The following is an 11,580-nucleotide window of genomic DNA, read 5'->3' on the forward strand; positions in this document are numbered from 1 at the left end:
GCGACCGACTACTACACGAAGAACAAATAGTCTAGTATAAACAAATTAGACTGTCATATCTGCAGTGTAATCGTATTCAACTCCAACGCAACGGTCTTCTGGCTTTATCTGTTCAGTTGCTGTCAAAAGAGGATATGGCAGAGACAGTCATGCGACGGCGGGCCGTACTACGAGCAATCGCAGGGACGGGCCTTGGAGCGGTCTCTGTCAGCGCTTCACACCCTGCAAGGGCACACACTCCCGGGCAGATGGCAACGCGGGAGTTGTCCGTTCCGGGCTCAGAGTACACGCTAGAAGTGATGACGACCGAAGCTAGGACGAGTGGGCTGACAGCGCTGGTTGTTGGGGGAGTCCACGGTGACGAGATCGCTGGCTATCAAGCGGCAGAATCGTTCGTCAACTGGACGCCAGAAGCCGGAAAGCTGGTGTTGCTTCCGCGGGCGAATCCGGGCGCAATCGCAGACGACAGTCGGTCGACGGACACTGGCGACCTGAATCGGAAATTCGTTCCAGACGACACACCAACGACGCCACTCGCACGAACGATCTGGAATTTCGTCCAGAGGATCGATCCAGACGCCCTGGTGAGTTTACACGAATCGCGTGGCATCTACGGTGGAGAGCCATCTGGTGTGGGCCAGACCGTGTTTTGTTCGCCACGAAAAGAAGGGTACGATGCAGCACGAATGGCGGTACGGCGTGCGAATAGATTGGTATCCCAGCCCAAACTTGCATTTAAAAGCGGGACGATCGGTCCACCCGATGATGAACCAATCGGCCTCCTGACGGAAAAGGCGACATACGACGCGAACATTCCGTCGTTCATCGTCGAGACGTACTGGAACAATCCCCTCGAGAAGCGAATCGACTGGCATCAGGCTACGGTGCGTGGGGTACTCGATTACTTCGATCTCATCGACTGAGTCGTCGTGAAAAAGGCGATCCAACGATCGCATTCGCGAGATCAGTGGACTGGTTCGGACGTGAGAACCGCGAACGTATCGAACCGTGTTAGCAATACGAACGCCCCAGTGAGCACCACAACTGTAGCGAACACGAATGGAACGGTTTCGCCGTACGTCTGGCCAAGCAAGCCTGCCGTGATCGGCGCGAACGCACCACCGATGAATCGCAAGCTGTTGAACGCGCCTGACCCAACGGATCGGCCGTGGTCGGAAACGCCCATCGCGAGCGTCGTGAGATTTGCGTTTAGCATCCCACAGAGAAGACCACCAAGGACGACAAGCACCGAGAGGGCCATACTGTTGGTCGAAGCCCCCATGAGCGCCAACAGGGCACCAAACAGCACGAGCGAGAAGCTGGTGACCTTCGTAATTCCGTACCGCGGATTAAGTCTCGGTGAGACGGTGGTCGAGCCGACAACCAACAGCAGACCCCACAAGAAGAACACAAGACCGATTTTGACCGTTCCAATTCCCAGAATCAGTGGGGTGTAGGCAAACAGCGTGAAATATCCGAACGTGTACAGCATTCCAACGATTGCGGCCGTGCGCACGCCGGGATGGCGGTAGGTCACAACGACATCACGAATGCCCTGTTTCCGTTCTGTGGCTGGCTCGCGAACAGTCATCCCCACGAAAGCGATTGCGAGGATCATGATGACACTGGCACCGACAAACGGGAGTCGCCACGAGTTTGCACCCAGAACCCCACCGAGCAGTGGCCCACAGGCAATGCCAAACCCGAGCGACGCTTCGTAGAATCCAATTGCCCGCTCTGTGTTTTTGCCGGCCACACCAACGATGATCGAAAGCGCCGTTGTCGTGAACAACGCGTTGCCGAGCCCCCAGAACCCTCGAAGCACGGTCAGCGACTCGACCGTCGAAACGAGTGCACACGCACCAGAAAACACGGCAACGATGGCGAGTCCGAGTATCAATGTCTGTTTGTTACCAATCCGCGTGGCAAGCGCGCCCGCCACCAGATTAGCAAGTCCCATAATCAGCAGATAGCTCGTGAACAAGAACATCACCATGAAATGTGACGCGCCCAGCTCGCGGGCAATACTTGGCAAAATCGGATCGACAATTCCGATACCGAGAAAGGAACCAAACGTTGCAACCGCCGTTGCCAAAACCGCTGGGTGAGTCCCCCTAATTCTCATACAGTAACAAATTCTGAGTCGCTCAAATATGTGTTGATTATGAGACAGTATGTCGAAGTGATACCATGGTATATAATTCACAACCAATGCAAAATTCGTTCGCACTCAGTCATTTTCGGCGCTCGAACCAACCGAATGAGATCATTATATAATAATTCAAACAATTATGATCGAATGTGAACATGCCAAAAGATAGCTGTTTTGAGACATAAAATGTTGAACAGTATTGAGAAACCGTTCAGAGGTCGATATTGAAGTCACCACTGCCGATCGAGAGCGCATCCTCCATCGATTCGGTAAACCTGTCGAGACCCCTGATCGTGAACTCGTTCGTGATGGCAGATTCACCACCAACCACCGATTTGGCGGCGTCCAGAAGACTCTCACCGCTCGTTCGCGTGTCGATCGTCACAGCGGTGAGTGATGTCGAACTGCATGCATTGTTGATGTCGTGACTCTGGCCATACCCATTTCCCAAATTGCCTCTGATGGTTCCATAGCAACAATTGCTTGCCCGCTTCGAAGCACACCCAAACACCCTTGCCATCACCCGATCGATCACATACAGAGAGTGACACCATCGATCTTCGATCCAGGCCTGACTGCGACGGCAATCGCAGAGACGAGCTGTAGCGATATCGACGCCGACGGCGGGACGTTCCACGTTCGGGGCTATCCGATCGAAGCGATCGCTACAAAAGCCAGCTACGAGGAGGCCACGTGGCTACTCCGCAACGGTCGGCTCCCAACGACCGACGCACTCGAATCGTTTCGGACAGAGCTAGCGAATCGGCGGTCGATTTCTGAGCCAGTGCACTCAGTGCTCGAAACGGCTGCTCAAGAGAACCGGTCGGTGATGGAGGCACTCCGAATGGGACTCGCCACAGCGACCGTGAACAGTGACGATACGCTGATCGCAACCAGCCGCGTCGTTGCGATCTGTCCGACGATCGTTACAGCGTACTGGCAATATCGCGAGGGAGGCACACCCATTCAACCACACGCTGCGTTCTCACACACCGCAAATATCTGGTATATGCTCACCGGGATGGAACCGGATGACGCTACCGTCGCCGGCCTTGAGACGTATCTAACGACGATCATCGAGCACGGCGTTACACCCTCGACATTCGCCGCTCGAATCGTTGGATCGACGGGCGCAGATCCGTTCTCCGCGGCGACCGCGGCGGTCGGTGCGCTCACGGGACCACGCCACGGTGGCGCACTCACGCGAATTCACGCGATGTTCCAGCACGTGGGTGCTGTGGAATCTCCGACAACGTTCGTCGAACGGCGACTAACAGCTGGTGAGTCGATCCCCGGCTTCGGACACAGCGTCTACACCGGTTGCGATCAACGGACGGAGATACTGAAACAATGCGCCAAAACGGTACTCGAGGGACACAGCGACACGTCGCTTCTCGAAGCCGCCACAGCACTCGAAACGGCCGTTCACAACCAGGTGGGTGCGGGAGCCGAGCATCCGCGGACTCCCAACGTGGATTTCTACGCCGTCGTCTTGCTCGATGCGCTTGCGGTGTCACCACCGCTGTTTCCAGCCATGTTCGCAATCGGACGGACGGCCGGCTGGATGGCACACTATCTCGAACAGCTCGAAAGCGAGACCCTGCTCAGGCCACGGTCGCAATACGATGGTCCTAAACCCCGATCCTGGGTGTCTCGAGCCGATCGTGATGCTGCCATTTCGGATGAGGAGCTCAATCCCGACACGCTCGCCGAGCTTGCAAACGCCTTCGAACTGCTTTCCGAACCCAGCCGTCTCGAACTGCTCGCAATTCTCGATCAGGCAAGCAAACCGCTCTCGTATTCGGCGTTTCGCGAACGGAGCTCAATCCAGGACAAGGGGCGGTTCAACTACCATCTCAGACGGCTTCGGGGAACGCTCATCGCAAACGTTGGGGCAACGTACACCTTGCGGGCTCCTGGCCAACGGATCGTCGAACGATTGCTGGATGGCGATATCACATCGTCAGTCGGGCAGACGACCGACTGTGATGGGGAAGCGTGATTCTCCTCACGTTGTGAGCGTTTCGAGAAGATTACCACCGAGAGGAGCCCTCTGAACTGATTTCACGATGTAGCCTCAAAGCGTGCAATGTGCCTAGAGAATCTACGTTCTCCAAACCATTATTTCTCGCCTCCCCGTCCGCCAAATAGATATAGATGGTTGACAACTCACTGCATCGTGGAGTCGAAGACATTGCGGTCACAGAGACTGAGTTGAGCGATATCGATGGTGAGAACGGGTCGCTCATCATCAGGGGCATTCCGATCAAGGTGCTGGCGAACAATGCGACCTTCGAAGAGTGCTGTTATCTGCTGTTCAACGATCGCCTGCCGACTGAAACCCAGCTTGCGACGTTTCAGAAGAGGCTTTCCGAGCATCGACAACTTCCGGACCGAGTATCGACATTGCTGTCTCGGGCAGCCGCCGAGGCGGTCCATCCGATGGATGCCGTCCGTATGGGCGTGGCCGCACTCGATCTTGATGGCAAACCACCAGCCGAACAGGCCGTTCGACTGGTGGCGGTGTTACCGACGATCGTCGCAGCGTACTGGCGATATCGAGCGGGAGAGGCTCCTGTCGAGCCGCGGACGGAGCTTCGCCACGCCGAGAACTATCTATACATGCACACCGGAACGGAACCCGAACCGGCGGTCGTCGACGCGCTTGAGGCGTATCTGATCGCAGTGATCGACCACGGGCTCAACGCCTCAACCTTTGTCGCCAGGTCGATCGTCTCGACGGAGTCGGATCTGGTGTCGGCGATAACGGGGGCCGTTGGCGCGCTCAAAGGACCGCGTCACGGTGGTGCGCCTGGTCCAGTCCTTGAAACCCTACGGACGGTGGCAACAACAGGGTCGCCCACAGCGTCTGTCGAGTCCGTCCTCGAGTCTGGAAATCGGCTGATGGGCTTTGGCCACCGGGTGTATCGAACCCGCGATCCGCGTGCGGCCGTGCTCGCCAGCGTGGCAGAACGGCTGGATACACACACCGACGGCTCGACGCTGTTCGAAACCGCCAGTTCGTTCGAGGCGGTCGCCCGCGAGAAACTTGCCGCACACCATCCGGATCGGCGACTGGAAACGAACGTGGAGTTTTACACGGCGGTCGTGCTGGACGGGATCGACATTCCGCCGGCGCTGTTTACCCCCACGTTCGCTGTCTCCCGCGTTGTCGGCTGGACGACACACTGTCTGGAGGAACTCGAAGATCCAAAGCTCGTCCGTCCCACTGCACGGTACACTGGAAAACGAGATCGAGGGTGGACCCCACGATCGGATCGATAGCGAGCGCCTCTGGACCCAGTGACGGCGACAGACCGGCGGGTTCCGAACTAGCGTCGTGATCGACGACGAGAGAATCGGTAGCGTCGAACTGCTACGGTACCCGTATAGCGTGGCTTTCGCCTCTGATTTGAGTAATAACTGTTGGGACGCGTTCAGTCCTGATGGCCAAACCGAGATAGGAGAGCAATCCCATCAACTGGTAACACGGAATCGAAGATGGGTTGCCGAGGCTGATTCGGTCACGTCGAGGAGATCCATATCGATCCGCTCACCATCCAGATTCTCAAACAACGGCGTTCCACCACCCAACAGCACCGGCGCGAGATGGATCATAATCTCATCGATCAGCCAGCAGCGAGAAATTGCTGGCAGATACTCGCGCCGCCCATCACACTGACCGTCTCCGCACCCGCGGTTGCCGTTGCCTGATCGAGCGCGCTTTCGATGCCATCGGTTACGAACGTGTACACGCCATCAGCAGGCGGATCCGACGGTTGTTCGTGCGTGACGACGAACACCGGACAGCGGGCAGGACCAGTCGGGCCATCTGCCCCCCACCACGGGAGCGAACTATCGTACGTCGTGCGGCCAGCGATGGCCGCTCCCAGGTTGGCTGTCGCCTCCGCAAGGAGTTGGCTGCCAATTTCATCGTCTATCCAGTCGTGTAGTTGAGCGCCACCTTCCCCGAGGGGTTGCTCCGGGCTCTGGGTATCCGCGGTGATGTATCCGTCCAGAGAGATGCTGATATCGAGGACCACCGTACTCATGGGGATGACCCTTTGGTATTCGTTGGCTGGTATGTGAGAATCACGGCGTCTGCACTCGTTCTCTCCACATCGATCAGCTCCAGCTGCGTCGGCTCGATCGTATCGGTGAACAGCTGCGTCCCACTCCCGTGAATAATTGGATGCAGCCAGATCCGATACTCATCCACGAGCTGGTGCGCTATGAGCGTCTCCAACAGCTCGCCACTTCCAACCAGCAGGATGTCCCCACCGGACTGCGCTTTCAACTCGGTGACTGCCTCGACGACGTTTCCCGAAAGCAACTGCGCGTTCCACGAGAGGTCGTCTTCGGAAAGAGTGGTTGAGACGACATGCTTTGGAACGTCGTTGATCCAGTCGGCGAATCCGATGTCATCCGTCGATTGAGGCCAGACCGCAGAGAGCCCTTGGTAGGTTACCCGACCCAGCAACAGCGCATCGAACTCGTCGATGTACCCTTTCGCCTGCCGCGACAGGTCGTCTGGGTCGTCCCAACAATCCATGAGCCACTCCGCCTGGTTGTCGAAAACGCCATCGAGCGTGATCTTGTTGTCAACAATGAGTTTCCTCATGGTGAAGTTACTCGACGATCCGTGCGAGGTTATCGAGGGAATCGTTCCACCCTTCGGCGGCGTCTTCGGGCGGAATTGCTTCGGGAATCCCGGCCTGCGTCACGACGAGCTCGGTTCCACCGGAAACCGCCTCGAAGGTGATCGTCGTCGTCATCTCGCCAGCCATCCCGGTTTCATCGCCTTCGAACTGTTCGGTGTAGACGATTCGCTCACCCGGAATCAACTCCTCGAACGTTCCGTAGAACGTGCTGGCGTACGGTTCTAATTCCTCGCTTTCGGCGTTGAACGTCATCCGGAAGGTCCCGCCTTCGGTGGCGTCGAACTCGTGGATCTCACCAGAGAATCCCTCTGGCGGGAGCCACGCAGCGTATTCGTCGGGATCGACGAACGCCTCATACACTCGCTCGGGGGAGGCCTCGATCACGCGGTTAATCGTCACGCTTCGGTCAGCACTGCTCTGTGCGTCGTTCGCTGGTGTGTCGTCAGCAGGGTCGTTGTCGGTCATGTTGTATCTTCCTCCAGATGGTCTTCCAGCGCGTCGAGTCGATCCTCCCAGAAGACGCGGTAGCGAGTGAGCCAGCCGAATGCCTCGCTCAGCGGCGCAGCCGCCAGGTGACACCGACGGACACGGCCATCCTGCTCCACTTCGAGCAGGCCCGCGTCCTCTAAGACTCGCAGGTGTTTCGAAACCGCAGCCAGGGAAACGTCGTGGGGCGCAGCCAACTCGCTGACGCTCTTTGGACCGTCGGCTACCTGTTCTAAGGCTGCCCGGCGGATCGGGTGGGCCAATGCCTGGAAGATGGCATCGAGGTCCAGATCGTCCGACTGATGTTCAACCATCCAGTTAAACATACAGCAGCAGGTATATTAAACACTTTGGTTAAATGAACTGCTGATTCCACCGGTGGAGAAATTGTCGACCGATGACCATTGCGTCAGCTTCCGTCTGCGGCGAAGGCTGTATTTTGCGTGGATCGCTGGCAGCTACACTACGTGATCACGGAATAGGCCAGTTCGTAACGGAAATCTCGATCAACCCACCCAAAACCTAAACCCTCGTGCCAACAGTTGTTATCGTGTAAATATGTCCTTGCCGACGCGGCGGTCGCTCCTCTACGCCACCGGTAGTCTTCTCGCCGGAACAGCCCTTGCAGGCTGTCTGAGTGGTCAACAATCGAAGAATCATGATACGGAGGAGAATAGCCAACAAACTGACAACAACACACAACAAAATCCAGCAGGCATGAACATTCTCCAATCGGATAGCAACGCAATCGATACTGCGGTCGATTCGTCCACCCGCAATCGGCTGGTTCGTGGAAATACGGCGTTCGCACTGACGCTCCACAAAAAACTCGCCGAAGCGGACAATCGAACGAATTTCCTCCTCTCGCCACACAGCATTTCGGTCGCCCTGGCAATGACCTACGCCGGCAGCAACGCGAAAACCCGCTCGCAGATCCGAGAGACGCTCCAGTTCAGGGTCAATGACGACCGGCTTCACCACTCGTTTGCGACGCTTTCTGGCGCGGTAGACCCACCAGCATCGACCGCAACGCCCGCACAAACACCCACAACGGAGACCACAAGCAACGACGGGGATGGAACACCGTTCACGCTTGAGACGGTGAATTCCGTCTGGGGCCAGCGTGGATTTCCGTGGCGCGACACCTATCTCGATACGTTGGCAAAATTCTACGGGGCGGGGCTCAACGTTGTTGATTTCGAGAACGATTATGAAGCAGCTCGTACGCAGATCAACGAGTGGGTGAGCGAACAGACAGCAGGGAAGATTCAGGAGCTGTTTCCGCGTGGATCGCTGCATCAGTACACCCGGCTCGTGCTTACAAACGCGGTCTATTTCCACGCAAACTGGGAGCATGCGTTCGCGAACGACCGAACGGAGAACAAGCCATTCACCGCACTTGATGACCAGACGAGCACCGTCCCGATGATGGTGCAATCTGCCAACGAGTTGCCCTACGCCGAGGAAAACGGCGTCCAGGCCGTGGAGCTGCCCTATGTGGGGGATGCTGTGGGGATGGTGATTCTTCTGCCAGAGGCGGGCCAGTTCAGATCGTTCGAGCAGAAGCTCGATGCCGACCGCCTGCAGTCGATATTCGATTCGTTGACCCCGACGGGTGGGACGCTTTCGCTCCCAAAATTCAGCTTTGAGACGTCCGTTGGCCTCACTGAGACCCTGTCGTCACTCGGAATGGCGAACGCGTTCGATCGATCGAACGCAGATTTCACAGGGATGTATCAATCTGAAACGAGCGATGGGAATCTCTTTATCGATGACATCAAGCACAAAACGCACATTGCAGTTGATGAGAGCGGAACCGAAGCAGCCGCTGCCACTGGTGTATCGATAGGTACTACCTCGGCACCCGTCGATCCGTACGAGATGACTGTCGATCGGCCGTTTCTGTTCTGTATTCGACACCAACCGACGAACGCCATCCTGTTTGTCGGTCGGGTTGGGGATGCAGGCGATATTGCTCCCGATAAGTAATAGAATGGTATGGAAAGCCGAGTTGGCCGGTCGCTATTCGGTGATGTTGTTGCAGATGGCCCTTTCCCGAAAATTCTCTCCGAAATCACCCACAGTAACGCCCACGAAGCTGTGTTTATCGCAGTCACCGGGGCGAAACTGACGTGACGGACGATACAAAGCGAGGTGGCACTCAACGCCTCGGATTCGTACACTTGAGCGGTGAGATGAGTGCGTTCTGGTCGATGCTGCTATGGGACGTTCGACTCCAGTTCCGCTATGGCTTCTATGCTGTCTACGCACTCCTCACGGTTGCGTTCGTCGGTGGGCTCCGAGCAATAGGGCCAGCACTGCGAACCGACATCGCCGTGCTGTTGATCGCTACTGATACGACACTTCTGGGTTTTTACTTCATCGCCGCAGTGGTGTTGTTTGAGAAGGAAACAGGCGTGCTGGCGGCCCTGGTGACCTCACCGCTTGGCGACCGTGGCTATCTCGCCGCGAAAGTGGCCTCTCTTTCGTTGCTTGCGGTCGTCGCCTCGGTTGTGGTCGCCGCCTTCGGACATGGACTGACGGCGGGACTGATAGTGTTAGTCGGCGGCGTCGGCCTTTCCGCGTCGCTTTTCATACTTATCGGGTTCGTGGCGGTCGCACGCTTCGATTCTATCAACGAATATTTCATAAGTGCCGTTGGCTGGGGTGTCATCCTCTTTCTGCCGTTGTTTGGCTACGTTGGATTCGTTGAGACATGGCTCTTCTATCTCCTCCCTGCTCAACCAGTGTTGCTCCTCATTGAGGCAGGATTCCGTCCAGTGGTTCCGTGGAAAGTGGCCTATAGCGTCAGCTACCTGGTTGTTGCCAATGCCATCGCCTACTTGTGGGCACAAAAATCCTTCCGACGGCATATCGTTCGGGGTGGCGACACCGGCGATCAACTCGGACGGACGGACGTTCCAGAAGCCCAGCAAAGAACCGACGGGAGCTGGTATCGGTCCCAATCGCCCGTTGTTGGGTTGATACTGGCAGACATCCGCAACTGGGTGCGAGATCCGATGCTGGCTATTGGGGCCGTTGGTCCGTTCGTGCTCGCGGTGATCATTCGATCTGGGACCCCAACGATTTCGACTATGCTGGCTCCTGTAATTGTGTTACGGCAGTACTATCCAGTGATCGCTGGATCGATGGTGGTGTTCGGTCCGTCGATCTACGGATTCATTGTTGGGATGTTCATCCTCGAGGACCGCGAACAAGGTATGCTCGCCGCATACCGTACGAGCCCGCTGTCGTCTCGTGGGTATCTCCTGTACCGAGGGGCGACAGCGTACGCCCTGAGTCTGGCGGCAACCCTTCCCGCGGTAGTTGTCATTAATCTCGTGGATATCCCACCATTGGTACTGCTCGGAACGACTGCAGTCGGTGCTCTCGGAGGCCCGATCATCGCGTTTGCGTTCGGGACATTGACCTCGAACACTATCGAGGGAATCGCTCTCAGCAAACTCGTCAATCTGGTCATTCTCGGACCAGCACTGGTGATTGCTGTGGTGCCAGCACCACTTCAGTACGTAGCAGGGCTGATTCCTGCCTACTGGCCCATCAAAGCGTTCGTAGCGAGCGCCAACGGTGATCCTATGTGGGCGTTGTATCTGGGAGGCGGGGTTGTCGTCCACCTGATAGCAGGGATTGGACTCACTCGGTCCAATTCATTTCCGTAGCGTAGAGACCCCTAACGTCGGAGTGTAAACGTGCTCTGACCCTCAAATACGTTAATTCATAGTAAATGAGTGAGAGTATATCTATAGAAGGATCCTTTGGGAATATAGTTACTATTCAATTAGTATGTGGTAAAAATGGCTCTCTGCGATCGTGTTTGGAGAGAGCTGCCACTCAGCATCCGATCTCACACGACGGAAGAGGTCTGCTTAGCCCGTTCAAGTTGGAGATGAATCGCGCCCAGTCAGCGAGCTCGATCGTCTCGGACGGTCCTTCGCAGATCTCGCGGGCTTCGTCAAAGCGTTGTGAGAGCACGATGTCGATACCGATCTTGTGAACCAACCGATTGGGACGGTCGCTCACGAGCAACTGGCTGCCCACCATCCCGATCGACGACTCGAAACGAACGTGGAGGTTTACACGGCGGTCGTGCTGGACGGGATCGAACGCGTCGAGAGGGCCGTACTACCGATCGTCACACTGGAAGAAGAAATTGTGGTTGTCGGGTCAGCCGGAATCTCTTCGATACACAGGATAATCGCGGATGTCTTCAGTGTCAAACAGAGTTCAAGCTTCGTTCTAGCCCGAACAATGTAGATACCG

The 11,580-nt window shown here is 56.6% G+C and carries 14 protein-coding genes; 7 read left to right on the forward strand and 7 right to left on the reverse strand.

The features are described 5' to 3' along the window. The first annotated feature begins 134 nt into the window (after positions 1 to 134). Positions 135 to 923, forward strand: a complete 789-nt coding sequence (locus tag JXQ78_RS07920) for a M14 family metallopeptidase (RefSeq protein ID WP_330630233.1) — start codon at positions 135 to 137, stop codon at positions 921 to 923. 41 nt (positions 924 to 964) lie between these two features. On the opposite strand, the gene JXQ78_RS07925 is transcribed toward JXQ78_RS07920, so the two are convergent. Both JXQ78_RS07925 and JXQ78_RS07930 read right to left on the reverse strand, forming a co-directional pair. Next, the gene (locus JXQ78_RS07925; RefSeq protein ID WP_330630234.1) at positions 965 to 2,125 is read right to left on the reverse strand and encodes an MFS transporter; all 1,161 of its coding nucleotides are present in this window, start codon (positions 2,123 to 2,125) and stop codon (positions 965 to 967) included. A gap of 238 nt (positions 2,126 to 2,363) precedes the next feature. Continuing rightward, complete coding sequence (locus JXQ78_RS07930; RefSeq protein ID WP_330630235.1) at positions 2,364 to 2,537, reverse strand: hypothetical protein; 174 nt, start codon at positions 2,535 to 2,537, stop codon at positions 2,364 to 2,366. 159 nt (positions 2,538 to 2,696) lie between these two features. Here JXQ78_RS07930 and JXQ78_RS07935 point away from each other — a divergent pair, with 159 nt between their 5' ends. Then, on the forward strand, positions 2,697 to 4,154 hold the full coding sequence (locus tag JXQ78_RS07935) for a citrate/2-methylcitrate synthase (RefSeq protein WP_330630236.1): 1,458 nt from the start codon (positions 2,697 to 2,699) through the stop codon (positions 4,152 to 4,154). Positions 4,155 to 4,309: 155 nt separating this feature from the next. Beyond that, positions 4,310 to 5,437, forward strand: coding sequence for a citrate synthase (locus JXQ78_RS07940; RefSeq protein ID WP_330630237.1), 1,128 nt, complete (start codon positions 4,310 to 4,312; stop codon positions 5,435 to 5,437). Positions 5,438 to 5,629: 192 nt separating this feature from the next. Here the strand turns inward: JXQ78_RS07940 and JXQ78_RS07945 are convergent, their stop codons facing one another. From JXQ78_RS07945 to JXQ78_RS07965, 5 genes are read right to left on the reverse strand one after another with little or no spacing between them, the layout of a single operon-like run. Next, positions 5,630 to 5,770: a hypothetical protein gene (locus JXQ78_RS07945; protein ID WP_330630238.1), complete on the reverse strand. Its 141-nt coding sequence runs from the start codon at positions 5,768 to 5,770 to the stop codon at positions 5,630 to 5,632. 11 nt (positions 5,771 to 5,781) lie between these two features. After that, entirely contained in the window at positions 5,782 to 6,204 is a 423-nt protein-coding gene (locus JXQ78_RS07950) for a dihydrofolate reductase family protein (protein ID WP_330630239.1), read from the reverse strand. Beyond that, complete coding sequence (locus JXQ78_RS07955; protein ID WP_330630240.1) at positions 6,201 to 6,773, reverse strand: dihydrofolate reductase family protein; 573 nt, start codon at positions 6,771 to 6,773, stop codon at positions 6,201 to 6,203. The genes JXQ78_RS07950 and JXQ78_RS07955 overlap by 4 nt, the downstream gene beginning before the upstream one ends. A 7-nt stretch (positions 6,774 to 6,780) precedes the next feature. Continuing rightward, complete coding sequence (locus JXQ78_RS07960; RefSeq protein ID WP_330630241.1) at positions 6,781 to 7,278, reverse strand: SRPBCC domain-containing protein; 498 nt, start codon at positions 7,276 to 7,278, stop codon at positions 6,781 to 6,783. Continuing rightward, positions 7,275 to 7,613, reverse strand: a complete 339-nt coding sequence (locus JXQ78_RS07965) for an ArsR/SmtB family transcription factor (RefSeq protein WP_330630242.1) — start codon at positions 7,611 to 7,613, stop codon at positions 7,275 to 7,277. The genes JXQ78_RS07960 and JXQ78_RS07965 overlap by 4 nt, the downstream gene beginning before the upstream one ends. 244 nt (positions 7,614 to 7,857) lie before the next feature. Here JXQ78_RS07965 and JXQ78_RS07970 point away from each other — a divergent pair, with 244 nt between their 5' ends. The 4 genes from JXQ78_RS07970 to JXQ78_RS07985 all read left to right on the forward strand — a co-directional run bounded on the left by JXQ78_RS07970 (position 7,858) and on the right by JXQ78_RS07985 (position 11,574). Then, positions 7,858 to 9,288: a serpin family protein gene (locus JXQ78_RS07970; protein ID WP_330630243.1), complete on the forward strand. Its 1,431-nt coding sequence runs from the start codon at positions 7,858 to 7,860 to the stop codon at positions 9,286 to 9,288. Between the two features lie 9 nt (positions 9,289 to 9,297). Next, the gene (locus tag JXQ78_RS07975; protein WP_330630244.1) at positions 9,298 to 9,435 is read left to right on the forward strand and encodes a hypothetical protein; all 138 of its coding nucleotides are present in this window, start codon (positions 9,298 to 9,300) and stop codon (positions 9,433 to 9,435) included. Beyond that, the gene (locus JXQ78_RS07980; RefSeq protein ID WP_330630245.1) at positions 9,432 to 10,979 is read left to right on the forward strand and encodes an ABC transporter permease; all 1,548 of its coding nucleotides are present in this window, start codon (positions 9,432 to 9,434) and stop codon (positions 10,977 to 10,979) included. The genes JXQ78_RS07975 and JXQ78_RS07980 overlap by 4 nt, the downstream gene beginning before the upstream one ends. 331 nt (positions 10,980 to 11,310) lie before the next feature. After that, entirely contained in the window at positions 11,311 to 11,574 is a 264-nt protein-coding gene (locus JXQ78_RS07985) for a hypothetical protein (protein ID WP_330630246.1), read from the forward strand. The last annotated feature ends 6 nt before the right edge of the window (positions 11,575 to 11,580 follow it).

Source organism: Halocatena halophila (assembly GCA_027563145.1).
Lineage (GTDB): Archaea > Halobacteriota > Halobacteria > Halobacteriales > Haloarculaceae > Halocatena > Halocatena halophila.

Excerpts from the sequence above, each read along its gene's own strand:
- JXQ78_RS07920 (WP_330630233.1), top strand. The coding sequence starts at position 135 with ATGGCAGAGACAGTCATGCGACGGCGGGCCGTACTACGAGCAATCGCA.
- JXQ78_RS07925 (WP_330630234.1), bottom strand. The coding sequence starts at position 2,125 with ATGAGAATTAGGGGGACTCACCCAGCGGTTTTGGCAACGGCGGTTGCA.
- JXQ78_RS07940 (WP_330630237.1), top strand. The coding sequence starts at position 4,310 with ATGGTTGACAACTCACTGCATCGTGGAGTCGAAGACATTGCGGTCACA.
- JXQ78_RS07945 (WP_330630238.1), bottom strand. The coding sequence starts at position 5,770 with ATGATCCATCTCGCGCCGGTGCTGTTGGGTGGTGGAACGCCGTTGTTT.
- JXQ78_RS07950 (WP_330630239.1), bottom strand. The coding sequence starts at position 6,204 with ATGAGTACGGTGGTCCTCGATATCAGCATCTCTCTGGACGGATACATC.
- JXQ78_RS07955 (WP_330630240.1), bottom strand. The coding sequence starts at position 6,773 with ATGAGGAAACTCATTGTTGACAACAAGATCACGCTCGATGGCGTTTTC.
- JXQ78_RS07960 (WP_330630241.1), bottom strand. The coding sequence starts at position 7,278 with ATGACCGACAACGACCCTGCTGACGACACACCAGCGAACGACGCACAG.
- JXQ78_RS07965 (WP_330630242.1), bottom strand. The coding sequence starts at position 7,613 with ATGGTTGAACATCAGTCGGACGATCTGGACCTCGATGCCATCTTCCAG.
- JXQ78_RS07970 (WP_330630243.1), top strand. The coding sequence starts at position 7,858 with ATGTCCTTGCCGACGCGGCGGTCGCTCCTCTACGCCACCGGTAGTCTT.
- JXQ78_RS07975 (WP_330630244.1), top strand. The coding sequence starts at position 9,298 with ATGGAAAGCCGAGTTGGCCGGTCGCTATTCGGTGATGTTGTTGCAGAT.